Genomic DNA, 22,791 nt, shown 5'->3' with positions numbered 1-22,791 from the left:
TAGGAGACGGCGACACCCACGGCGAGCGGAACTCCGCTGCCGCTCACTGACCCACCCGGCCGTCGATCCGCTCGCGGAACAGGTCAGCGTGACCGTTGTGCCGCGCGTACTCCTCAATCATGTGCACCAGCAGCTCACGCAGCACGATGATGTTGCCCTTTCGCTGCCGCCCCTGCACCCCGAGATCCGCCGCCTCGACGAACCGCTCCGCGAACTCCACCTCGGCCCGCCAGGCATGCCACGCCTCCGCGACCACCTCCGGATCCGCCACCGCACCGTCGAAGTCACCGTCGGGATCGTCGTCCGAACAGTAGAGCCTGGGCGCGTCCTGGCCGGCCATCGTCCGCCGGAACCACCCGCGCTCCACCTCGGCCAGGTGCCGGATCAGACCGAGCAGCGACATCGTCGACGGGGGCACCGGCCGCCGGGCCAGCTGTTCGGCATCCAGACCGTCGCACTTCAGCTGAAACGTCAGACGCTGGTCGCGCAGGAACTCGACGAGGACGCTCCGCTCGTCGACCAGACTGCTGATGGAGCTGGGGTCGCCGTCCGGGCGGGCGAACCTGCCCAACCAGCTGGAGGTCCTGGTCGGCTCGGTATCGGCGGTGTTCGCTGCGGCGCCGGGGTCGGCGAGGGAGTCAGCCATACGGCGACCCTCGTCGATCCGCGACGGGAACCGCAACCTCGATTGCCTCGCCGTCGTCGAGGTTGAGCAAGGCAGTACGGCAACGACAAGTTGCCTAGCCCTCAGCCAGGTGTGGATCCGCGCCAGGATCGCCGGCGGCACGCAGCTGCTCCTCGAACATCACGAACGTCCGCTGCCGGATCCCTCGGATGAGAGCCTGCTCTTTAGCCGTCAGGTGACGCCCTTCCGCCTTCGCCACATCCTTGATCGCCTGCACCGTCTCGTAGAGGGCGAAGATCGGGCCTTCACCATCGAGATAGTGGGAACGGAAGCGCTCCACCTCCTGCACGAAGTCCTCGGGGGTGCGGCGGAAAATTTCTCCCCCGACGCCAAGTGTGATCTCCACAAAGAAATCGTTCCGCTCCTGCCAACCACCCGTCTCGATGGAGACCCGCCACACTCTGGCGCCGCCGTCAGGAGTTTGAACGATCTTCACAGGGGATTGGTAGTAGAGGTAGTAGGAGGGAAGTAGGAGCTCTCCGGACATCAGCCGGTCCCCTCGACGGTTGATTGCAGCGCCTGCCAGAACAGCCGTTGCTGCTGCCCGCGGATTCCGATCGCTATCGCCTGCTCACGCCACGTCAAGGGTCGGTCCGCCGCACGAGCGAGTGCTTCCAGGTCACGTCGCACCTCATAGAGCACATGTTCCCAAACAGCGACAGCGTCGAGGGCTGCCAGGTGCAGACGGAACTCAGCCAGATGCCCATTTCCCATCTGCAGCACGAGTTGGACGTCCCGGTAGCCACTGTTCATGGGCGAGATGAAGCGGTCGTCGCAGCCCACGATCACGACAGAAGGATGGTCCCGTACCCGAGCGAGCGCCGCGTAGAGATCGTCGAGGCAGCGAAACTCAACCTTCGCGGCGGCCAGATCGAGCAACTTGGACGCATCGCCCTGGTATTTGTCAACCTTGTCCTGGGCCCGGGTGCGGTCCTTGGGTTCGAGACGCCATCCGGGCTGCCCCACCGGACGACCATCAACGTGGGCAAGGGCTTCCGCCAACTGATTCAGCTCCGCCTGAGCGACCGCCGCTGCCGCGTAGAGGTTGTCGAGGTAGTGCTCCCGATAGGACATGTCGACCGCTCGACACCTGTCGAATCCCGCTTGCGTCGGAGGATCGTCTGGCAACTGGATGCTCGTGCTGACCTGCCGCTGCTGGTCCGTGAGAGGCGTCGGCTCGGGTTGGTTCACCTCGATGGCGGCTCTGCCCCCCGTTCCCGCCGCCTCCTGCCGGTCCACGTCGTCGAGCACCTCTGCCAGGACGTCAATCGCCTGCTGATTACCTGCCAGATGCTGAAGGGTCAGCGGGCGGGCCGTCAGCGAGTTCGCCAGTTCGGGTGTGGCCAGGACCATCCGCGCCAGACCGGGCTGCCGCACCAGCTGCCGGACCAGGGACTCGGCCAGCGGCGGCTCTAGTCCAGCGCGGTCGAGCATGTCGCGGACCCGGGCGTCGTTGAACAGCCGCGCCACGTCGCGGGCCGAGGCCTCGTCCAGCTCCGCCACCAACCGGCGGAGGGCCGGCGGGTCCACAGCTGCCGCGAACTCAGCGGGACTCACGCCGGCGGCAAACACCTCGTCCAGACTGCCGGCCAGCGAGACGGTCCGGGCGGGGCCGGCCCAGGTCGTCGATCCGTCCGGAACAGCTGCGGAGGAAGCATCGGCAGGTTCGCCGTCCGGTGACGGCAAGGTCGGATCAGCGGAGCCCGGGCCGTCCAGCAGCAGGTACATGCGGTTGATGTACGGGTCGCCGTGGCCGCCGTCGTCGCGCGCCGGCGGGTGGTCCGGCAGGTCGGGGCGCTCGCTGAACCGGCCCCGGGGCAGCCCGCCGAGCGGCATCGGCTGGCCGTCGCCGCCCAGCACCAGCGCGTCGATGCCGACCACGTCCGGGTACAACGGCCGGTCCCGAACGAGGCCGGTCTGGGGGTCGACGTAGAGCACCGTGCCGTTCTGGTTGAGCGCCACCCAGGCGTGCGAGCCGCCGTGCGCCCACTCGGTGACCAGGAACGCGTAGCTGCCGTGGCCTCCGAGCAGCAGTTGGTCGCGCAGGTTGGTGTAACCGCGTTCGGCGGTCCGTCGTGCCTGGTCCGGGTGTGGCCGTTGGCCGGTGGTCGGGGCGAGGAGCTGCTGGAAGCGGCCGCCGGTGACGTCCTCGACCCGGCCCGGGCCGCCCGCCTCACCCCGGATCGGGCGCCGGGTGTCACCGTCGAGGTAGCCGTCGAAGGTTCGCGGCGCCGACACCCGCGGTCGCCCGTGCACCCATGTCTCGAACAGCGACAGGGTGCAGTCCAGGCAGTTGATGCCCCGGGTGGCGTCGGCTCGGGGACCGCCGTCGTTCAGGAGCCGGAACCAGCCGCCCCGGCGGGGGTCGGCGGTGCGGGTGACGGTGCCGTCCGGATCGCGGGGCATCTGCCGTTCGACGTCGACCTGGTGCAGGGCCAGCGGCGGACGGAGCCCACCGGGCCGCCCGTACGGCCGGGAGTCGTCGATTGGCGGCGGCACGTCGTCACCGGTGAGCACCGACCGGTCGGCGGTCTCCACCGCACCGAGGGCGAGTGCGCCCACGTCCTCGTTGGCCTGCCGGAAGTGGGTCGCACCGATGTCCACGACCTGCGGTGCCGTGGTGCCGGCCAGCACCGCGTCGGCCAGGTCGTGGCACTCGGAGTACGCGCGCATCTCGTCGTACGCGGTCCGCTGCCAGCCGTCGGCCCAGCGCGGGTGCCCGGCGTGGCGCAACTGCCGGGCGTAGCTGGCGTACTCGGCGGCCCGACGGTCGTGCTCGGCGGCGCGGGTGCGCAGTCGATCGGCCTCGGCCTGCCGGCGGTTGTTCTCGAACCCGGTCCGCTGGGACTCGTAGTAGCCCTGGTAGCGCCGCCGCTCGACGGCGTCCGCCTCGGCGGCCCAGCGGGCCGCGTACCAGTCGCTGCTCTCCGGGTCGATCGGCGACGGATCGTCGGACGCCGCCACGTCGGCCGGGATCGACGCCCGACCGCGAGCGGGATGCGGGGGTACGCGGACCGGCGCGGACGCGTCCCGCGTCGGGAGGGCGGATCGACCCACCAACGGACGGGTGGCCGTTGTGCCCCAGGCGCCGGCCACCGGCGCACCTGGCGTGGTCACGACGCCGGGCGGCGCGCCGACCGCCGGGCCGGTCGACGTGACCAGCGGCGGAACGGGAGCGGTCGGCCCGACCGTGCCCGGGATGGTGGCGTGCGGGCTGGCCGGGGCGACACCGGCAGTCGGCCCGCTGGTCGGATCGAGGGTGCCGGCCACGGGCGCGGCGACCGAGGAGAGCGTGGGATCGGCCGCTGCGCCCGGTCGATCGGCCGGAGGCGGCCCGGCACGATTGCCCGGCTCCTCCGATGACGGCCCGGCCTCGGGTGGGGGCAGCGGATGGCCGGGCCCGTCCTCGACCTCGGACAGACCGACGACGGTCAGTGGCGACGACCCGTTCAGGTCCGACGCCGTCGATTGCGGCAGGTCGACTGCGTGCGGCGCACCGACGCCCGAGTACGGCGGCTCCCCACCGTGCGGCGACGGCCCGTGACCGGGCACCACCACCGGCGGCGGCGGCGGCGGCGGCGGCGGCGGCGGCGGCGGCGGCGGCGGCGGCGGCGGCGGCGGCGGCGGCGGCGGCGGCGGCGGCGGCGGCGGCCCATGATCGGGGACCACCGGCACCTGCGACGCGATCCCGTCCATCCCGGCGACCGCCGCCGAGGCCTGCGCCGGGACCACCGATGAGGGCACCACCCCACCCGAAGCCACCGCGGAAGAGGCCATCGCGGAAGAGACCACCTCGGCAGAAACGACCGGGGACGAAGCGGGCACGGACGGTCCGGCGAGCGAGGCACCCGCGAGGGCAGCGGCCTGCGCGTCGAGCCGGGCGTGCAACGCGCGGTCCGCCTGCCCCGTCGCCGAACCGGTGGCGCCGGAGGCGGCGGCGCGCACCGCGTCCTCCATCGAGGTCAGGCCCTGGCCGGTGGCGACGCTGGCGGCGCTCTCGGCGAGCACCTCGCCGGTCATCTCGCGACCCAGGTGCTCGCCCACCCGGGCCGCGCGTCCGGTCGCGTGCCGGCCCAGGCCGGCCAGCGGCGCGACCGCCCCACCGGCGAGCCCACCGACCGCCGACGCGCCGAGATCGGTCAGGTCCACGCCGTGGGCGCGCCCGGTGGAGTTCTGGTACGCCTGGGTGGCGAGGCTGACCCCGGCCTCCTCCCCTGCCTCCTCCAGCCCGCCACGGGCGGCTCGGGTGGCGAGCCCGCGCACGCCGCCCTTCGCGACCTCCTTGGCGGCCCGTTCGCCGGCCTCCTTGAGCCCGTGCCGGAGGGACTTGCTGGCCAGCTGGCCCATCAACCGTTTGACGATCTGCTGGATCAGCAGCCGGGTCGCCGTGATCGCCGCGCCCGCTGCCGGGGTGGCGGCACCGGCGGTGAGCAGCGCCGCCACCGCCACCGAGAGCAGCTCGATGACCAGGATGCCCAGCTCGATCCAGACTTCCAGCTTGGCGCCCTCGATGTCGCAGCCGCACTCCTCGACCAGCCGGCCCAGGTCGGAGGTGACGGCGAGCAGCACCGGCAGCGGTGCGTCGTCGCCCTCGGCGAGCCCCCGCCAGGCGGCCTCGAACGCCGCGTCGACCATGCCGACGCCGCCGTATCCGCCGCGTATCTCGGCGGCGGCCGCGGCGGCGTCGGTGTGCGGGCCGGCAAGCATGGCGGCGACGTCGTACCACCGGTCGGCGACGTCCCAGACGGCCCGCTCGTTCCCCTCGGGCCACTGCACGCCGATCGCCCAGTCGAGGGCCTCGTAGATCCAGCCGGGCACGTCCCAGGGTGCGTGGTCCAGTGGGTGCGGAATCGGGCTGGGCAGCACGCTCATCCGGATCGCCCCGCCGTCAGCCCTGGTCGGCGGCCCGGCCGAGCCGGGCAGCGCTCGCCCCGTCGGTCTGCACGCTCGCGTCGACCGCACTGACGACGTCGCTACCCAGCTCGGTGAGTCGGTGCCCGACGCCCGTCCAGGCCCGCAGCACGGTCTGCTCGATGTCGCGGTAGCTGCGCTCGAACGCGGCCCCGATGTCGTCGCGGCCCCACGGCCGGGCACCGCTGGCGGCCTCGATCTCGCCGCCCTCCGCCACACGACGGGCGGTCACCGCCGCACCGGCGAGGGCCAGGTCGGCGCCGCCCCAGCGGGCCCGGGCCGGATCGAGCCAGAGCTGCTCGTCGGTCATCGCGACCCCTCGCCCCGACCCAGCATGGCATCGGCGCGGCCGAGCAGGGCGCCGTAATCCCCGGTACGCAGGAACTCCGCCGACCCCGAGCCGGTCGGCATGCTGGCGGACACCAGCTCGCCGGTCGCTTCGGTGGCGGCGGCCGTGGCGGCGTGGACCGTCTCGGTGATCTTCCGGCTCAGCGCCTCGGCGTCCCGGTCCCGGTAGATGGCCGGGTCCAGCTCGATCGCGACCAGCTCGCCCCGGGCGCCGACGGTCGCGCTGACCTGCCCGTCGGCCGAACGCCGGGTCACCCGCAGCTCGGCGAGCCGCCTCCGCAGATCGTCCAGGTTGGACCTGAGCTGCTGGTACTGGCCGTACACGTCGTCGAATCGGGCCCGTAGCTCGCGATTGGCGTCCCGGTCCACGCGTTCGCTCACCGCCGTTCCTCCCGTCACCCTCGGTAGGGCGAACCATACCGGCCGCCACCGATCCGCGTAGTCCGGTAGTTTCGGTGCGTGATCGACCGTCAACAAGCCGAGCAGCTGGCGGCCGCCTGGGCCCACCGGGATTCGCTGCGCCTCGGGTACGAGTGCACGCCGACGGTCGACGAATTCGACCTCGGGTACGTCATCGTGTCCACTGTGGCCACCCGGGAGCGGGCGCTCCCCGGCGACCTGCCGACCACCGTGGTCGACAAAGTGACCGGCGAGGTGTCCACCTGGCCGCGGGTGCCGGCCCAGGTGGTGGCGGAGATGTACCGGCGCAGCCGGCCCGACGGTCCCACCGCTCCCCGCACCGTCGAGCCGGAGAGCCGGCTACTGCGGGAGATCCACCGGCTGCCGACCCCGGACACCGTCGCGCACCTGACCGTGGGGGGCCGGATCTGGACGGCCCAGGGCGCGAAGGGGGACGTACGGCCGCGTCACCATCCGCTGGTCCGGGCATACCTCGACGAGTTGCCGGCCGGCGCGCTGGTCCGCGGCGGCGACCGGCACGCCGAGCTGATCGTCGTCTCCGACGTGCTGCACGAGTACGACCACCGACGGGCCACCGACGGCATCGCCCCGATGGGCCCGGGCGAGGCGGCGACGCTGCTGGAGGACGCCCGGTTCGAGACCTTCCGGGTCCGTGAGCCGGGCGACCCGGCCGGCGGCCCGGCCGAACGCCCCTGCGATTCCTGCATCAACTTCCTGGTGCACGCCAACGTGTTGCCGATATCGCAGCGGGCCTTCTCGCAGCCCTGGCGCCCGGAGGCCGCCGCCGACCCCGACCCGGGCCGCTTCCCGCCGGAGGTCGCCAACGCGCTGGTGGCGGCCGGTTGGCGACCGCACATCGGGGACCAGATCATGGCCGCCGCGGCGGTGCGGGACGTCACCGCCGTGCCGGGGCGGGCCCACCGGCACGTGGTCTTTCCCGCCGCGGTGGAGGCGCTGACCGCGTTTCCCAGCCTGGTCGGCGCGCGGCGTGGCCCCGGCGAGCAGGTGTGGATCTCCCGCTTCGACATCCGCCCCCACGCCATCGCGCACACGGCCGACACGCTGGCCGACTTCGGCGCGGTGCTCGGCGTACGGCTCTTCCCGATCGGCACCGAGCAGCAGGACAGCATCCTGGCGGTGGACGAGCACGGCCGGGTCTTCGCTCTCGACCAGGCCGGCGAGTGGTTCCTCGGCGACACCATCGACGCCGCCCTGACCACCCTGCTGCTCGGCCGCGCCCCGGCCCGGGTGCGTGACGACGGGACCTGGCGGGCCGGTTAGAGCGCGAGGCCGGTCAGCACCATGACCCGCGGCTCGGTGTAGTCGTCCATGGCGCTGCGCAGCCCCTCCCGGCCGACACCGCTGCCCTTGACCCCGCCGTACGGCATCTGATCCGCCCGGTACGACGGCACGTCGCCGACGATCACCCCGCCCACCTCGAGTGACCGCGCGGCGGAGAAGGCCACGTCCAGGCGCCGGGTGAACACGCCCGCCTGCAACCCGTACAGCGAATCGTTGACCGCGGCGAACGCGGCCTGGTCGTCGGCGACCGGCGCGACCACGAGCACCGGGCCGAACACCTCCTCGGCGACGACCTTGGCGCCCGCCGGCACGCCGGTGAGCACGGTCGGGGGGTACGTCGCGCCGTCGCGCTCGCCGCCCACCTCGACGGTGGCGCCCGCCGCGACCGCCTCGGCCACCCACGTCTCGACCCTGCGGGCCGCGTCCTCGGACACCATCGGCCCCACGTCCGTCAGCTCGGAGGCGGGGTCGCCGGTGCGCAGCGCGCGCACGGCCGCCACCAGCCGGGGCAGGAAGTCGGTGAAGAGCGTGTGGTGCACGTAGACCCGCTGGACGGCTATGCACGACTGACCGGCCTGGTAGTTGGCGAAGGTCGCGATCCGCTGCGCGGCGAAGGTCAGGTCCTCGTCCGCCGTCCAGTCCGCGCAGATCACCGCCGCCGCGTTGCCGCCGAGCTCCAGGGTCACGTGCTTGTCCGGCGCCTGGCGGCGGATGGCCGCGCCGACCGGGCCGGACCCGGTGAACGACACGACCGGCAGTCGGGGGTCGGTGACCAGTTCGCCGGCACGGGAGTTCGGCAGTGGCAGGACCGAGAACATGCCCGCCGGCAGGTCCGTCTCAGCCAGCAACTCGCCGAGCAGCAGCGCGGACAGCGGCGTCGCCGGGGCCGGCTTGACGATGATCGGCGCGCCGACCGCGATGGCCGGCGCCACCTTGTGCGCGACCAGGTTGAGCGGGAAGTTGAACGGTGCGATGCCCAGCACCGGTCCCTTCGGCACTCGCCGCACCAGCGCGATCCGCCCAGTGGCGGCCGGGTCGGTGTCGAGGCGTTGCAGCTCCCCGGAGAAGCGCCGGGCCTCTTCCGCCGCCCACCGGAAGGTGGACACCGCCCGCCCGACCTCGGCGCGGGCCCACTTCACCGGCTTGCCGTTCTCGGCGGTGATCAGCGCGGCGACCTCCTCGGCGCGCTCGGCGAGCCGGCGGGACACGTGGTCCAGGGCGGCGGCGCGGGCGTGCGCGGGCAGGGCCGCGGCCTGCGCGGCCACCGCGGCCGCCGCGGCGACGGCGGCCTCGACCTGGTCGGCCGTGGCGAGGGTGGTACGCCCCGCCGGGCGGCCGTCGTACGGGTGGTGGACGGTCAGTTCGCCCTCGCCGTGGGCGGGGCGGGACGCGACGAAGAAGGCTGCGGGCTCCACGCCGAGCAGCGTAGACGAGGAAGCAGTCGACGGAAACAGTTGCCGTAGCCCTTGTCTGCCGCGAATTCAGTAGCCAAGATGGCAGACAGATTGCGATAACCGCCGCAGAACCGCACCCCCGGCCCCCTCGGAGAGATCCAGTCATGAGTGACCAGCAGCAGCTGCGCAACTTCGTCAACGGCTCCTACGTCGATCCGACCGACGGTGGGTACGCCGACCTGATCGACCCCTGCACGGGCGAGGTGTTCGCCCAGGCCCCGGTCTCCGGCGCGGCGGACGTGGACGCGGCGATGAGCGCCGCCGCCACCGCCTTCGAGAGCTGGAAGGAGGTCACCCCCGCCGAGCGGCAGAAGGCGCTGCTCAAGCTCGCCGACGCCGTGGAGGCCCGGGCGGCCGAACTGGTCGACGCCGAGGTCCGCAACACCGGCAAGCCGCGCCAGCTCACCGCCGAGGAGGAACTGCCGCCGGCGGTGGACCAGTTCCGCTTCTTCGCCGGCGCCGCCCGGCTGCTGGAGGGGCGGTCCGCCGGGGAGTACCTGGCCGGGCACACCTCGTACGTGCGACGCGAGCCGATCGGCGTCTGCGCCCAGGTCACCCCGTGGAACTACCCGCTGATGATGGCGGTCTGGAAGATCGCACCGGCACTCGCCGCCGGCAACACGGTGGTGCTCAAGCCGTCGGACACCACGCCGGTGTCGACCCTGCTGCTCGCCGAGATCGCCGCCGAGTTCTTCCCGCCGGGCGTGTTCAACGTGGTCTGCGGCGACCGGGACACCGGTCGTACCCTCGTCTCGCACCCGACCCCGCAGCTGGTGTCGATCACCGGCTCGACCCGCGCGGGCATGGAGGTCGCCGCCGCGGCGGCCCCCGACCTGAAGCGGACCCACCTGGAGCTGGGCGGCAAGGCCCCGGTGGTGCTCTTCGACGACGCGGACGTGGCGGCGGCGGCCGAGGCCATCGCGGTGGGCGGCTACTTCAACGCGGGGCAGGACTGCACGGCGGCCACCCGCGTGCTGGCCGGGCCGGGCATCCACGACGACTTCGTGGCGGCGCTCGCCGAGCAGGCCCGCGGCACGAAGACCGGCGCACCGGACGACGCCGACGTGCTCTACGGCCCGCTGAACAACGCCAACCAGCTCGCCCGGGTCAGCGGTTTCGTCGACCGGCTGCCGGACCACGCGGCGATCCAGGCCGGTGGGTCCCGGCAGGGCGAGCGCGGCTACTTCTACGCGCCGACGGTGGTCTCCGGGCTGCGCCAGGCCGACGAGATCATCCAGGACGAGGTGTTCGGGCCGGTGATCACCGTGCAGCGGTTCTCCGACGAGGACGAGGCGGTGCGCTGGGCCAACGGGGTCGACTACGGCCTGTCGGCGTCGGTCTGGACGAAGGACCACGGCCGGGCGATGCGGATGACCCGGCGGCTGGACTTCGGCTGCGTCTGGGTGAACACCCACATCCCGTTCGTCTCGGAGATGCCGCACGGCGGCTTCAAGCACTCCGGGCACGGCAAGGACCTCTCGGTCTACAGCCTGGAGGACTACACCCGGATCAAGCACGTCATGCACAACATCGAGGGCTGAGCCGTGGCGTCGAGCGAAGAGTTGCACAAGCGCCGGGGCGGGGCGGTCGCCCGGGGCGTCGGCAGCGTCATTTCATCCTATGTGGACCGGGCCGGCGGCGGGACCATCACCGACGTCGACGGCCGGGAGTGGATCGACTTCGCCGCCGGCATCGCGGTGACCAGCGTCGGCAACTCCGCCCCGAAGGTCGTCGAGGCGGTCCGGGCCCAGGTCGAGCGGTTCACCCACACCTGCTTCATGGTCGCGCCGTACGAGTCGTACGTGGCGGTGTGCGAGCAGCTCAACGCGCTGACGCCGGGCGGGTTCGAGAAGCGCTCGGCCCTGTTCAACTCCGGCGCCGAGGCGGTGGAGAACGCCGTCAAGATCGCCCGGCACGCCACCGGGCGGCCGGCGGTCGTGGTCTTCGATCACGCGTACCACGGCCGCACCAACCTGACCATGGCGTTGACCGCGAAGAACATGCCGTACAAGCACCGGTTCGGGCCGTTCGCCGGTGAGATCTACCGGGTGCCGATGTCGTACCCGCTGCGCGACGGCGGGCTGTCCGGCGCGGACGCGGCGGCGCGGGCGGTCGAGATGATCGAGAAGCAGGTCGGTGCGGAGAACGTCGCCGCGCTGCTGATCGAGCCGATCCAGGGCGAGGGCGGCTTCGTGGTGCCCGCGCCGGGCTTCCTGCCGGCGCTGCGGGACTGGGCGACGGCGGCCGGCGTGGTCTTCGTCGCCGACGAGATCCAGACCGGCTTCTGCCGCACCGGCGACTGGTTCGCCTGCCAGCACGAGGGTGTCGAGCCCGACCTGGTCACCCTGGCCAAGAGCATCGCCGGTGGACTGCCCCTCGCTGCGGTGACCGGCCGCGCCGAGCTGATGGACGCGGTGCACGTCGGCGGGCTCGGCGGCACGTACGGCGGCAACCCGATCGCCTGCGCCGCCGCGCTGGCCACCATCGAGACCATGCACGAGCTGGACCTGGCCGGCGCCGCCCGCCGGATCGAGGCCGTCCTGGCAACCCGGCTGCGGGCCATCGCCGAGCGGGACCCCCGGATCGCCGAGGTACGCGGGCGGGGCGCGATGCTCGCCGTCGAGCTGGTGCAGCCGGGCACGCTCATCCCCGACCCGGTCGCCACGGCGGCGGTCTCGGCCGCCTGTCACGCCGCCGGCCTGCTCACACTGACGTGCGGCACGTACGGCAACGTGCTGCGCTTCCTGCCCCCGCTGGTGATCTCCGACGCCCACCTGACCAGAGGCGCCGACATCCTCGACGCCGCCTTCGGCTGACCGAGGGAAGGGCCCCTTCCCGAGAAGGGGCCCTTCCGCACGGCAGGGTCAGCGAAGCACCTCGACGGTGTTGCGGCGGACCAGGTTCTTGCCCGGCTCGCGGATCTGCTCCATGGCGGCGCTGTTGAGCAGCACGCAGCTGCCCGACGGGCCGGTCACCGTGACCGTGGTGGCCTTGTTGTTGTCCAGGTTGGTCACCCGCAGCCGGGTGCCCACCGGAAACTGCCCGCTGGTCGCCGCCGGCGCGGCATTCTCGGCGAAGAAGGTGATCGCCCCCGAGCAGGCCGACCGGGGCGCCGGGCCGGGCGCTCCGGGAGACGCGGCGCCCGGTCGGACCGTGCCGGCGGCCGGCGGCGCGGCGGGCGGCGCGGCCTCGCCGTCGAGCCGTTGCACCACGTTGCGGCGGATCACGTTCTTGCCCGGCTCCCGCACCAGCTCCATCGCGGCGGCGTTGAGCAGCACGCAACTGCCCGACGGCCCGGTCACCGTCACCGTGGCCGCCCGGTTGTTGTCCAGATTGGTCACCCGCAGCCGGGTGCCCACCGGGAACCGGTCACTGGTCGCCGCCGGGGCCCCGCCCTCCGCCGAGAAGGTGACCGAGCCCGAGCAGACGGACTGCTGCGCGGGTGCGGTGCCGGCGAACCCGAAGCCGGTCCCCACCGCCACGCCCGCCGCGGCGAGCACCGCCACGGTCGCCGCCAGCACGTGCTTGCGCTGCACCCTCATCGCCGTCACTCCCGTCCTCGGTGTGTTCTTCACCGCGTGGTACGGACGGGAGCGCCCTACCGTTCAGCCGACACGGGCACCGATCGCCGTGGCGGCCAGATCGACGGGTCCGTACCGGGTGCGCGGCGCCCCGGTGATCAGCGCCCAGTAACGCGGTGCGGAGCAATGAACCGGTACGACGGGGACCCGGGCGGTTGGCGATCGAGGGTGAGCTGCGTCACGATGGGGGCCGAGGAGGTCGCCCCATGGCTGACCCGTGGCTCGCCCTGGAGTTCGGCGTCGATCCGGCCGAGCGGATCGCGCAGGTCGGCGCGGCCCACGAGGCGTTCCTCGCCGCCGGCGCCGCGCCGCACCGGGTGCGGGAGGTGGTACGCCGGTCGTGGGAACGGTCCGCCCGACTCGACCCGGAGGCCACCCCGCCGGTCGACCTGACCGACGACGCGCTGGCGAGCTACCGGGCCGCGCACCCGCTGGCCCGGGTGCTGCCGCTCTTCCGGGACCTGCTCGGCGGCATCGCCCAGGACGGCGCGCACCTGATGGCGGTCTGTGACGGGTACGGGCGGCTGCTCTGGGTGGAGGGCCACCCGGGGGTGCGCCGGCACGCGGAGCGGATGAACTTCGTGCCCGGCGCCCTGTGGGACGAGAGGCACGCCGGCACCAACGCCCCCGGCACCGCGCTGGCCGTCGACCACAGCGTGCAGATCTTCGCCACCGAGCACTTCAGCCGGCCGGTGCAGCGCTGGACTTGCGCGGCGGCACCGATCCACGACCCGGCCACCGGGCGGCTGCTCGGCGCGGTCGACATCACCGGCGGCGACCACCTGGCCAACCCGCACAGCCTGGCGCTGGTCCGGGCCACCGCCCGGGCCGCCGAGGCGCAGCTCGCGACCGACCGCTCGGTGGAGCCCGGCGTCGTCACCGTGACCGCGCTCGGCCGCGACGAGGCGGAGCTGCGGGTCGACGGGCGGCGCATCCGGCTGGGCCGCCGGCACAGCGAGCTGCTGGTGCTGCTGCTGCACCATCCCGAGGGGCGCACCGGCGAACAGCTCGGCCTCGACGTGTACGGAGACGACCGGCTCCAGCCGGTCACCCTGCGCGCGGAGCTGTCCCGGCTACGCCGGGTGCTCGGCCCCGAGCTGCTCGACTCCCGCCCGTACCGGCTGCACGGCACCGTCCGCGCCGACTTCACCACGGTCGCCGACCGGTTGGACCAGGGCGATCCGGCGGGCGCGCTCGACGCGTACTCCGGGCCGTTGCTGCCCGGCTCGGACGCGCCGGGAGTCACGCGACTGCGCCGGCTCATCGACGGCCAGCTCCGCGCGGCCGTGCTGGCCGCCGCGGACCCGGCGCTGCTCGCGGCGTGGACCGCGACGCCCGCGGGCGCCGACGACCTGACCGCGTGGCAGGCCCTGGCGCGGGCGTTGCCGGTGGGCGCGGCACGCCGGCCGCTCGCGCTCGCCCGCATCCACCAGCTCGCCACGGAGTACGACCTACCACGCGCAACGTCGCTGCAACGTCCCCGAAACTAGCCTCGCCGCCGACACCGCACCACGACGGCGGAGGTAACCATGACGCGCTACGACGCGCCCACCCACTGGCAGTCCCGTTACGACCACTTCATCGGCGGCGAGTACGTCAAGCCGCACGGTGGTGGCTACTTCGAGAACCCGACCCCGGTCACCGGGCAGACCTTCACCGAGGTGGCCCGGGGCACCGCCGCGGACGTGGAGAAGGCCCTGGACGCCGCGCACGGCGCCGCCGACGCCTGGGGGCGCACCTCGGTGGCCGAGCGGGCGCTGATCCTCAACCGCATCGCGGACCGGATGCAGGACAACCTGGAGTCGCTGGCCATCGCCGAGACCTGGGAGAACGGCAAACCGATCCGCGAGACGCTGGCCGCGGACATTCCGCTCGCCATCGACCACTTCCGCTACTTCGCCGGCGCGATCCGGGCGCAGGAGGGCTCGCTCGGTGAGCTCGACGACGACACCGTCGCGTACCACTTCCACGAGCCGCTCGGCGTGGTCGGGCAGATCATCCCGTGGAACTTCCCGATCCTGATGGCCACCTGGAAGCTGGCGCCCGCGCTGGCCGCCGGCAACGCCGTGGTGCTCAAGCCGGCCGAGCAGACCCCGGCCTCGATCCACTACTGGCTGTCGCTGGTGGCGGACCTGCTGCCGCCCGGCGTGCTCAACATCGTCAACGGCTTCGGCGTGGAGGCCGGCAAGCCGCTGGCGTCCTCGGCACGGGTGGCCAAGGTGGCGTTCACCGGTGAAACCACCACCGGGCGGCTGATCATGCAGTACGCCAGTGAGAACATCAAGCCGGTCAGCCTGGAGCTGGGCGGCAAGAGCCCGAACATCTTCTTCGACGACGTCAGCGCGTCCCGTGACGACTTCTTCGACAAGGCGCTCGAGGGCTTCACCATGTTCGCCCTCAACCAGGGCGAGGTCTGCACCTGCCCGTCGCGGGCGCTGATCCAGCAGGGCCACTACAGCGACTTCCTCGCCGCGGCCGTCGCGCGCACGGAGGCGATCGTCGCCGGGCACCCCCTCGACACCGACACGATGATCGGGGCGCAGGCGTCCAACGACCAGTTGGAGAAGATCCTGTCCTACCTGGACATCGGCCGGCAGGAGGGCGCCCGGGTGCTCACCGGCGGATCACGGGCCGACCTGGGCGGCGAGCTGTCCGGTGGGTACTACGTCCAGCCGACCATCTTCGAGGGCGACAACTCGATGCGGGTCTTCCAGGAGGAGATCTTCGGACCGGTGGTCTCGGTGACCTCCTTCGCCGACCTCGACGACGCCGTGAAGACCGCGAACGACACCCTGTACGGGTTGGGCGCGGGCGTCTGGACCCGGGACATGAACACCGCGTACCGGGCCGGGCGGGCGATCCAGGCCGGGCGGGTGTGGACCAACTGCTACCACGCGTACCCGGCGCACGCCGCGTTCGGCGGGTACAAGCAGTCCGGCATCGGCCGGGAGAACCACAAGATGATGCTGGAGCACTACCAGCAGACCAAGAACCTGCTGGTCAGCTACTCGACCCAGAAGCTCGGCTTCTTCTGATGTCCGTCGTCTCGGTGACCCCCGCGGCGGCCGACCTGATCCGGTCGCTGCGGGGGCGGCACGGGCCGCTGATGTTCCACCAGTCCGGCGGCTGCTGTGACGGCAGCGCCCCGATGTGCTACCCGGCGGGCGAGTTCCGCACCGGATCGTCCGACGTCCTGCTCGCCTCGCTCGCCGTGGACGGTGTGCCGGAGCCGGTCGAGTTCTGGATGTCCGCCGCCCAGTGGGAGCTGTGGAAACACACCCGGCTCACCGTCGACGTGGTCCCGGGCCGGGGCAGCGGCTTCTCCCTGGAGGCCCCCGACGGTCTCCGTTTCCTCATCCGCTCGCGCCTCGCCGCCTAGGTCAACCGCGACCGGTGCGTGTGGGCGGCGGAGGCAACCAGCACTGGTGAGCGGTATACCTGTGAGTCATGTTTATGACTCACAGGTATACCGCTCACCACCAAGTCCGCACCGGGCTCGGTGACGCGGTGTGACCGCAGGCCACGACGGGGGATCAGTCGCAGCGTCAATGCGCTGCTCAGCGGGCATCCAGGAGGGGTTGGTGGGGGTTCCACGGTGGCCCGCCGGCGGCGTCGCGGCGGCGTCGGGCGATCGCCGAGAGCGCCTCCAGGACCACCCGGTTGCCCAGGTACGCGGTGATGTCGGCGTGGTCGTACGGCGGGGCGACCTCGACGACGTCCACCCCGACGACGGGCAGCTCGTAGCAGACCCGGCGGACCGCGTCGAGCAGTTGCCGGGAGGTCAGGCCGCCCGGCTCCGGGGTGCCGGTGCCCGGTGCCATGCCGGGGTCGACCACGTCGACGTCGACGGAGAGGAACACCCCCTCGCACTCGTCGACCGCGATCGCGAACGCCTCGGTGAGGCACGGGTCGAGCCCGCGTGCGACCAGCTCGGTCATCTCGTACGACCGCATCCGCTGCTCCGCCATCCAGGACAGGACGTCCGGGCCCGGCCAGTAGCCGCGCAGCCCGATCTGGAGGAACCGGTCGCCGCGTACCGCGCCGGACTCGATGAGCCGGCGCATCGGCTGGCCGTGCCCGTGCAGGGAGCCGAACTCGATCTCACCGGTGTCGGCGTGCGCGTCGAAGTGCACCAGCGACACCCGGCCGTGCCCGTGCTGCCGGGCCACCCCGGTGGCGTCGGGCAGCGCGATGGAGTGGTCCCCGCCGAGCACGATCGGGATGGCGCCGGTGGACGACACGGCGTAGACCGCGGACTCCAGGGCGGCCAGCGAGCGTTCGATGTCGCCGGAGAACATCTCGACGTCACCGGCGTCGTACACCCGCAGGTCACGTAGCGCGTCGACGCGCAGCGCGAGCGACGGGCGGGAGCCGTCGTGGGCCAGGTAGCACGCCTGGCGGATCGCCGACGGCCCGAACCGGGTGCCGGGCCGGTGCGAGGTGCCACCGTCGAAGGGCGCCCCGATGATCACCACGTCGGCGTCCGCGTACGACGTGGGGTCGCCCAGCGTGCACCGGTCCACCCCGAGGAAGGTGACGTCCGGCCCGTACATGGCCCCGTAGCGGCTCATCGCTCCTCCATCCCCCAGGGCGACCCGTAGCCGGTCAGCAGGTCGAGGAACGGCCTCGCGGGCAGCGCCTCCGGACCCAGCACCCCGACGCCGGACCAGGCACCGGTGGCGAGCAGCTCCAACGCCACCACCGGGTTGACCGCCGTCTGCCAGACGACCGCCTGGTGGCCGTACTCCAGCATGGACCACTCGTTGTCGACCACGTGGTACAGGTAGACCTCCCGTGGCCGCCCGTCCGGGCCCAGGCCGCGCACCCACGTGCCGGCGCAGGTCTTGCCGCGCATCCGCTCGCCGAGGGTGGCCGGGTCGGGCAGGCAGGCCGCCACCACGTCCCGCGGCGACACCTGAACGCCGCGCACGCTGACCGGCGTCGTCGAGTCCAGGCCGAGCTTGTGCAGCGTCTTCAGCACCTCGATGAACTCGTCGCCGAGACCGTACTTGAAGGTGACCCGGCGGGCCTTGACCCAGCGCGGGATGAGCAGCACCTCCTCGTGCTCCACGTTGACGCACTCGACCGGCCCGATCCCCTCCGGAAAGTGGAAAACCTCCGGCTCACTGAACGGCTCGGTCGTGTACCAGCCCCGCTCCCGCTCCCACACCACCGGCGGGTTGAGGCACTCCTCGATCGTCGTCCAGATGGAGAACGAGGGTGCGAAGTCGTAGCCGTCGACGGTGAGGTTCGCGCCGTCCCGGACACCGATCTCGTCGATCTCGCTGAACAGCTCCTCGGCGGCGTACCGGGCGAACACGTCGGACAGGCCCGGCTCGACGCCGATGCCGCACAGGGCCAGCCGACCGGCCGCGGACCACGCGTCCGAGCGCGCGAACTGCTCGTCACCGAGCATCACCCCGGTCTCGGCGTACGGGCGGGACGGATGCGGGTGCGACAGCGACATCGCCATGTCCAGGTAGTCCGCGCCGGCCGCGAACGCGCCGTCGAAGATCGGCATGACGAAGCGTGGGTCGACGGCGTTGAGCACGTGGGTGATCCGGTGCTCCCGGCAGAGCGCGGCGACCGCGTCGGCCGACGAGGCGTCCACCTGGGCGGCGACGAAGCGGTCGCCGTGCCCGGCGACGGCGCGCTCGGCGCGGCCCGGATCGTGGTCGGCGACCACCATGGCCTCGAAGAAGGTCCGTCGGGCGGCGATGGCTACGGCGGCGGAGCCGACGCCACCGGCGCCGACGAGCAGGACACGCATCAGGAATCAAACCCCAAACCGAGACGATCGAGAGTACGGAGCCAAAGGTCGCGCCGGCCCTCGTGCGCGTCGGCACGGGCCAGTGACCAGCGGGTGAGATTGATGCCGACCGAGCGGACGGGTTCCGGCGGAAACGGCAGTGGCTTACTGCGGACCAGATCGAGCCGGGTCAACGGGGTGTCCCCGCCGGCCAGCAGGTCGAGCAGCACCCGGGCACCGAAGCGGGTGGCCCCGACGCCGAGGCCGGTGTAGCCGGCCGCGTACGCCAGCCGACCGCCGTACGCGGTGCCGAAGAACGGGCAGAACCGGGTGCAGGTGTCGATGACGCCGCCCCAGCGGTGGCTGAAGCGCACGTCGGCGAGCTGCGGGAACGTGGTGAAGAAGTGCCTCGCGAGCGCCGCGAAGGTGGCCGGACGCTGCTCCAGCTCCGGTGCCATGCGGTTGCCGTAGTGGTAGACCGCGTCGTAGCCGCCGAAGAGGATCCGCCCGTCGGCGGTGATCCGGTAGTAGTGGAACTGGTTGCCGGTGTCGGCCAGCCCCTGCCGGTTGCGCCAGCCGATCGCGTCCCGCTGGGCCGGGGTGAGCGGCTCGGTCATCAGCACGTGGTCGTACACCGGCACCAGGTACGCCCGCAGCCGGCGCAGCAGCGGCGGGAAGGCGTTGGTGGCCAGCACGATCCGCCGGGCCCGCACCGACCCGGGCGCGCCGTCCGACCCGCCGGCCGTCCGCGCGTGCAGCGCGGCGCCGTCGGCGCGCAGCCCGGTGACCCGGGTGTGCTCGTGCACCCGCACGCCGAGGTCGAGGCAGGCGCGACGCAGGCCCCACGCCAGCTTCGCCGGGTCGAGCATGGCCACCCGGTCGGCGTCGAACATCCCGCCCAGGTACGTCGGCGAGTGCACCTCGGCGCGTACCTCGTCGCGGTCCAGCAGCCGTACCCGGTGGCCGTACCGGCGGGCCAGCTCGGCGTCCTCGGCGAGCCCGGCCAGCTGATACGGCTCGACGGCGACGGCCAGCTCGCCGGTGCGCTCGAAGTCGCAGTCGATGCCGAACTCGGCGACGGTGGCGGCGATGGCGTCCAGGTTCTCCCGGCCGAGGCGTTCCAGCTCCCCGATCTCGTCGGGGAACCGGTCGACGCCGTTGGCCAGGCCGTGGGTCAGCGAGGCGGCGCAGAACCCGCCGTTGCGCCCGGACGCCGCCCAGCCGCACGTCCCCGCGTCGACCAGCAGCACGTCCCGGTCAGGGTCGGCCTGCTTGGCCAGCAGCGCTGCCCACAGCCCGCTGTACCCGCCGCCGATCACCAGCAGGTCGGCGTGCTGCGGGCCGGCGAGCGGTGGCAGCGGGTCGGGGCGGTCCGGGCGGTCCAGCCAGTACGGCACGGGCGCCGCGTCGGCCAGCGCCCGGCCGGTATGCGGGAGGGTCATGAACGGCCGCGCACCGGTCGGGCCTGCTCCGGCCCGACCAGCAGGTTGGCCCGGCGGGAACGCCGGCCGCGCAGCGAGCTGAGCCCGACCAGCAGCAGCGCGATCGCGAACATCGCGGTGCCGATGACGTTGACCTGCGGCGGGATGCCCCGCTGGGCAGCGCCCCAGACGTACATGGGGAACGTGACGGTGGTGCCGGCGTTGAAGTTCGTGATGATGAAGTCGTCGAAGCTGAGCGAGAACGCCAGCAGCGCGGCGGCCACGATGCCGGGCAGCACCAGCGGCAGGGTGATCCGCCGGAAGGTCTGCCACTCGCTGGCGTAGAGGTCCATGGCGGCCTCCTCCAGCCGCCGGTCCATCCCGGCCAGCCGCGCCTTGACGGTGACCACCACGAACGAGACGCAGAACATCACGTGCGCGATGACGATCGTCCAGAAGCCCTGCGGCACCCCGGCGGAGACGAAGAGCGCCAGCAGCGAGGTGCCCATCACCAGCTCCGGCGTGGCCATCGGCAGGAAGATCAGCACGTTGATGCCGGACCTGCCGCGGAAGCGGTGCCGCACCAGCGCGAACGCCATCAGGGTGCCGAGCACGGTGGCGACCACCGTGGCGATGAAGCCGATCTGCACGCTGCGGACCACCGCGTCGCACATGTCCGACGTGGCGCACGGCTGACGCCAGTTGTCCAGGGTGAACTCGTTGAAGTCGTACGACAGCCGGCTCGACGGGCGGTTGAACGACAGCCCGGCCACCACCAGGATCGGCAGCGCCAGGTAGCCGAGCACCAGCAGCGCCACGATCATCACCCAGCGGTCGGCCAGCCAACGCGAGAGCCTCACAGCACCTCCTCCGTGCCGGCCCTGCGCAGGTAGCCGAAGACCACCGCGAGGATCGCCGCCATCAGCAGGAACGACAGCGCGGCGCCCTGCGGGTAGTCCAGCCGGACCAGGAACGCCGAGTCGATGACGTTGCCGATCATGTATTGGTTCGGGGTGCCGAGCAGCTCGGCGTTGATGTAGTCGCCGCTGGCCGGGATGAAGAACAGCAGCGTGCCGGCGACCAGGCCCGGCATCGACAGCGGCAGGGTCACCCGGCGGAACGCCTGCACCGGGCTCGCGTAAAGGTCGCTGGCCGCCTCCAGCAGCCGGTGGTCCAGGCGCTCCAGGCTCGCGTACAGCGGCAGCACCAGGAACGGCAGGAAGTTGTACGTCAGGCCGAGCACCACCGCGAACGGGGTGGCCAGCAGCCGGCCGTCGGGGGCGAGCAGGTGCACGTCGCGCAGCACGCCGACCAGCGCACCGTTGTCCGACAGGATCGTCTTCCAGGCCAGTGTGCGCACCAGGAAGCTGGTGAACATCGGCGCGACCACGCAGACCAGCAGCAGGTTCTTCCAGCGGCCGGCCTTCTGCGCGATGGCGTACGCGAGCGGATAGCCCAGCAGCAGCGCCAGCACCAGGGCCACGCCCGCGTAGCCGAACGAGCGCAGGAACTGCGGCCAGTACGCCTGGAGCACGTCCGGGTAGTTGCCGAACGCCCAGGTCAGCGCGTAGCCCGTGGACAGCGAGCCGCTGGGGTCGTAGAGGCTGGCCGCGGCGAGCTGCACCAACGGCACGCCGAAGAACACCAGCAGCCAGGCCGCGCCGGGCAGCAACAGCAGGTACGGCAGCAGGCGGTGCCGCCCGGTCCGGGCGGCCGGTGGCACCGGCGCTGGCTGCCCCGATCCGGTGGGCACCTGGGCCAGGACGGTCACGACGACGCACCCACCGGCTCGTCGACAACCGGCGAGGTCCGGTCGGTGTCGGCGGCATCCCGGGGCAGCAGGAACGCGTGCCGTGGATCCCAGTACGCCACGGCCTCGCTGCCGACCGGCACCTGCGCCGCCGCACCGCTGTTGGCCGTGAAGACCGACAGCTCGGTGCCCCAGCCGGTGCGCAGCAGGTACTGCGTGCTGACCCCGACGTAGGAGGCGTCGGTGACCACCCCGGTGACGTGCTGGTGGCCGGCGGGCACCTGGTCGGCGGAGCCGACCAGATGCAACTTCTCCGGGCGTACCCCCAGGTGGACCGGGCCACGGTCGGCCCGGGCCCGGCCGGCGGGCACCGAGAAACGCGCGCCGTGCGCCGTCACCGCGACCTCGCCGGCACCGGTGCCGGCGGCGTCACCGGCGAGCAGGTTGGACTGGCCGAGGAAGTTCGCCACGAACGCGGTCGCCGGGAACTCGTAGATGTCGGCCGGGGCGCCGAGCTGCTCGATCCGGCCGGCGTTCATCACCGCGACGGTGTCGGCCATGGTCATGGCCTCCTCCTGGTCGTGAGTGACGTGCACGAAGGTGATGCCCACCTCGGTCTGGATCCGCTTCAGCTCGATCTGCATCTGTCGGCGCAGCTTCAGGTCGAGCGCGCCCAACGGCTCGTCGAGCAGCAGCACCTGCGGCCGGTTGATCAGCGCGCGGGCCAGCGCGACCCGCTGCTGCTGGCCACCGGAGAGCTGGGCCGGGCGGCGGTTGCCGTAGTCGTCGAGCTGCACCAGCGACAGCATCCGCAGGACCTCGTCGTCGACCGAGCGGATGCCGCGCCGGCGCAGCCCGAAGGCCACGTTCTCGAAGATGTTCAGGTGCGGGAAGAGCGCGTAGCTCTGGAACACGGTGTTGACCGGCCGCTTGTATGGCCGCAGCCGGGCGATGTCGCGGTCGCCGAGCAGCACCTGACCGCTGGTGGGCTCTTCCAGGCCGGCGATCATCCGCAGCGTGGTGGTCTTGCCGCAGCCGGACGCCCCGAGCAGGGCGAAGAACGAACCCTGCGGAATGGTCAGGCTGAGGTCGTCGACCGCGGTGAAGATGCCGAACCGCTTGGTGAGGTTGGCCAGGCGCAGGTCGCCGGCGGGTGTCTCGCGTGCCATC

At 72.6% G+C, this 22,791-nt stretch carries 19 protein-coding genes; 6 read left to right on the top strand and 13 right to left on the bottom strand.

Annotated features, from left to right (window positions below):
- Window positions 1-43: 43 nt before the first annotated feature.
- The 5 genes from AB0K07_RS05675 to AB0K07_RS05655 form a co-directional block, all read right to left on the bottom strand.
- Window positions 44-646, bottom strand: a complete 603-nt coding sequence (locus AB0K07_RS05675; protein WP_363751211.1) for a DinB family protein — start codon at window positions 644-646, stop codon at window positions 44-46.
- A 94-nt stretch (window positions 647-740) separates the two neighbouring features.
- A complete protein-coding gene (locus AB0K07_RS05670) occupies window positions 741-1,121 on the bottom strand; it encodes a hypothetical protein (protein ID WP_363751210.1) in 381 nt (126 codons plus the stop codon).
- 50 nt (window positions 1,122-1,171) lie between these two features.
- Entirely contained in the window at window positions 1,172-5,557 is a 4,386-nt protein-coding gene (locus AB0K07_RS05665) for a toxin glutamine deamidase domain-containing protein (RefSeq protein WP_363751208.1), read from the bottom strand.
- A 16-nt stretch (window positions 5,558-5,573) separates the two neighbouring features.
- Complete coding sequence (locus AB0K07_RS05660) at window positions 5,574-5,906, bottom strand: hypothetical protein (protein ID WP_363751207.1); 333 nt, start codon at window positions 5,904-5,906, stop codon at window positions 5,574-5,576.
- Window positions 5,903-6,325 carry a YbaB/EbfC family nucleoid-associated protein gene (locus AB0K07_RS05655; protein WP_363751205.1) on the bottom strand — a complete coding sequence of 141 codons (423 nt, stop codon included), beginning with the start codon at window positions 6,323-6,325 and terminating at the stop codon, window positions 5,903-5,905. The genes AB0K07_RS05660 and AB0K07_RS05655 overlap by 4 nt, the downstream gene beginning before the upstream one ends.
- A 78-nt stretch (window positions 6,326-6,403) precedes the next feature.
- Between AB0K07_RS05655 and AB0K07_RS05650 the strand changes: the two genes are divergently transcribed.
- Window positions 6,404-7,645 carry an SUKH-3 domain-containing protein gene (locus AB0K07_RS05650; RefSeq protein WP_363751204.1) on the top strand — a complete coding sequence of 414 codons (1,242 nt, stop codon included), beginning with the start codon at window positions 6,404-6,406 and terminating at the stop codon, window positions 7,643-7,645.
- On the opposite strand, the gene AB0K07_RS05645 is transcribed toward AB0K07_RS05650, so the two are convergent.
- The gene (locus AB0K07_RS05645) at window positions 7,642-9,081 is read right to left on the bottom strand and encodes an aldehyde dehydrogenase family protein (RefSeq protein WP_363751203.1); all 1,440 of its coding nucleotides are present in this window, start codon (window positions 9,079-9,081) and stop codon (window positions 7,642-7,644) included. The genes AB0K07_RS05650 and AB0K07_RS05645 overlap by 4 nt on opposite strands.
- A gap of 143 nt (window positions 9,082-9,224) precedes the next feature.
- Between AB0K07_RS05645 and AB0K07_RS05640 the strand changes: the two genes are divergently transcribed.
- Together AB0K07_RS05640 and gabT are read left to right on the top strand one after the other, a co-directional pair.
- A complete protein-coding gene (locus AB0K07_RS05640) occupies window positions 9,225-10,661 on the top strand; it encodes a gamma-aminobutyraldehyde dehydrogenase (RefSeq protein WP_363751201.1) in 1,437 nt (478 codons plus the stop codon).
- Between the two features lie 3 nt (window positions 10,662-10,664).
- Entirely contained in the window at window positions 10,665-11,936 is a 1,272-nt protein-coding gene (gene gabT, locus AB0K07_RS05635; protein ID WP_363751199.1) for a 4-aminobutyrate--2-oxoglutarate transaminase, read from the top strand.
- A gap of 48 nt (window positions 11,937-11,984) precedes the next feature.
- On the opposite strand, the gene AB0K07_RS05630 is transcribed toward gabT, so the two are convergent.
- A complete protein-coding gene (locus AB0K07_RS05630) occupies window positions 11,985-12,662 on the bottom strand; it encodes a hypothetical protein (protein ID WP_363751197.1) in 678 nt (225 codons plus the stop codon).
- Between the two features lie 245 nt (window positions 12,663-12,907).
- Between AB0K07_RS05630 and AB0K07_RS05625 the strand changes: the two genes are divergently transcribed.
- The 3 genes from AB0K07_RS05625 to AB0K07_RS05615 are packed head-to-tail and all read left to right on the top strand — an operon-like array spanning window position 12,908 to window position 16,080.
- Entirely contained in the window at window positions 12,908-14,191 is a 1,284-nt protein-coding gene (locus AB0K07_RS05625) for a GAF domain-containing protein (RefSeq protein ID WP_363751196.1), read from the top strand.
- A gap of 39 nt (window positions 14,192-14,230) precedes the next feature.
- The gene (adh, locus tag AB0K07_RS05620; RefSeq protein WP_363751194.1) at window positions 14,231-15,736 is read left to right on the top strand and encodes an aldehyde dehydrogenase; all 1,506 of its coding nucleotides are present in this window, start codon (window positions 14,231-14,233) and stop codon (window positions 15,734-15,736) included.
- Window positions 15,733-16,080 carry a DUF779 domain-containing protein gene (locus AB0K07_RS05615; protein ID WP_363751437.1) on the top strand — a complete coding sequence of 116 codons (348 nt, stop codon included), beginning with the start codon at window positions 15,733-15,735 and terminating at the stop codon, window positions 16,078-16,080. Before adh ends, AB0K07_RS05615 begins: the two co-directional genes overlap by 4 nt.
- 178 nt (window positions 16,081-16,258) lie before the next feature.
- Here the strand turns inward: AB0K07_RS05615 and speB are convergent, their stop codons facing one another.
- From speB to AB0K07_RS05585, 6 genes are read right to left on the bottom strand one after another with little or no spacing between them, the layout of a single operon-like run.
- The gene (gene speB, locus AB0K07_RS05610; protein ID WP_363751193.1) at window positions 16,259-17,272 is read right to left on the bottom strand and encodes an agmatinase; all 1,014 of its coding nucleotides are present in this window, start codon (window positions 17,270-17,272) and stop codon (window positions 16,259-16,261) included.
- The gene (locus tag AB0K07_RS05605; RefSeq protein ID WP_363751192.1) at window positions 17,269-18,471 is read right to left on the bottom strand and encodes a saccharopine dehydrogenase C-terminal domain-containing protein; all 1,203 of its coding nucleotides are present in this window, start codon (window positions 18,469-18,471) and stop codon (window positions 17,269-17,271) included. Before AB0K07_RS05605 ends, speB begins: the two co-directional genes overlap by 4 nt.
- Window positions 18,471-19,892: an FAD-dependent oxidoreductase gene (locus AB0K07_RS05600; protein WP_363751191.1), complete on the bottom strand. Its 1,422-nt coding sequence runs from the start codon at window positions 19,890-19,892 to the stop codon at window positions 18,471-18,473. The genes AB0K07_RS05605 and AB0K07_RS05600 overlap by 1 nt, the downstream gene beginning before the upstream one ends.
- Window positions 19,889-20,731: an ABC transporter permease gene (locus AB0K07_RS05595; protein WP_363751190.1), complete on the bottom strand. Its 843-nt coding sequence runs from the start codon at window positions 20,729-20,731 to the stop codon at window positions 19,889-19,891. The genes AB0K07_RS05600 and AB0K07_RS05595 overlap by 4 nt, the downstream gene beginning before the upstream one ends.
- Window positions 20,728-21,642, bottom strand: a complete 915-nt coding sequence (locus AB0K07_RS05590) for an ABC transporter permease (RefSeq protein WP_363751189.1) — start codon at window positions 21,640-21,642, stop codon at window positions 20,728-20,730. The genes AB0K07_RS05595 and AB0K07_RS05590 overlap by 4 nt, the downstream gene beginning before the upstream one ends.
- Complete coding sequence (locus AB0K07_RS05585; RefSeq protein WP_363751188.1) at window positions 21,639-22,790, bottom strand: ABC transporter ATP-binding protein; 1,152 nt, start codon at window positions 22,788-22,790, stop codon at window positions 21,639-21,641. The genes AB0K07_RS05590 and AB0K07_RS05585 overlap by 4 nt, the downstream gene beginning before the upstream one ends.
- Window position 22,791: the final 1 nt, after the last annotated feature.

The organism is Micromonospora sp. NPDC049301 (assembly GCF_040678715.1).
GTDB lineage: Bacteria > Actinomycetota > Actinomycetes > Mycobacteriales > Micromonosporaceae > Micromonospora.
This window is presented reverse-complemented; position numbering and strand designations above follow the sequence as displayed.

Bases quoted from the DNA above. Each gene is read 5' to 3' on its own strand.
- AB0K07_RS05660 (WP_363751207.1), bottom strand. From the start codon at position 5,906: ATGACCGACGAGCAGCTCTGGCTCGATCCGGCCCGGGCCCGCTGGGGC.
- AB0K07_RS05675 (WP_363751211.1), bottom strand. From the start codon at position 646: ATGGCTGACTCCCTCGCCGACCCCGGCGCCGCAGCGAACACCGCCGAT.
- speB (WP_363751193.1), bottom strand. From the start codon at position 17,272: ATGAGCCGCTACGGGGCCATGTACGGGCCGGACGTCACCTTCCTCGGG.
- AB0K07_RS05605 (WP_363751192.1), bottom strand. From the start codon at position 18,471: ATGCGTGTCCTGCTCGTCGGCGCCGGTGGCGTCGGCTCCGCCGCCGTA.
- AB0K07_RS05625 (WP_363751196.1), top strand. From the start codon at position 12,908: ATGGCTGACCCGTGGCTCGCCCTGGAGTTCGGCGTCGATCCGGCCGAG.
- AB0K07_RS05665 (WP_363751208.1), bottom strand. From the start codon at position 5,557: ATGAGCGTGCTGCCCAGCCCGATTCCGCACCCACTGGACCACGCACCC.
- AB0K07_RS05630 (WP_363751197.1), bottom strand. From the start codon at position 12,662: ATGAGGGTGCAGCGCAAGCACGTGCTGGCGGCGACCGTGGCGGTGCTC.
- AB0K07_RS05585 (WP_363751188.1), bottom strand. From the start codon at position 22,790: ATGGCACGCGAGACACCCGCCGGCGACCTGCGCCTGGCCAACCTCACC.
- AB0K07_RS05600 (WP_363751191.1), bottom strand. From the start codon at position 19,892: ATGACCCTCCCGCATACCGGCCGGGCGCTGGCCGACGCGGCGCCCGTG.
- AB0K07_RS05640 (WP_363751201.1), top strand. From the start codon at position 9,225: ATGAGTGACCAGCAGCAGCTGCGCAACTTCGTCAACGGCTCCTACGTC.
- adh (WP_363751194.1), top strand. From the start codon at position 14,231: ATGACGCGCTACGACGCGCCCACCCACTGGCAGTCCCGTTACGACCAC.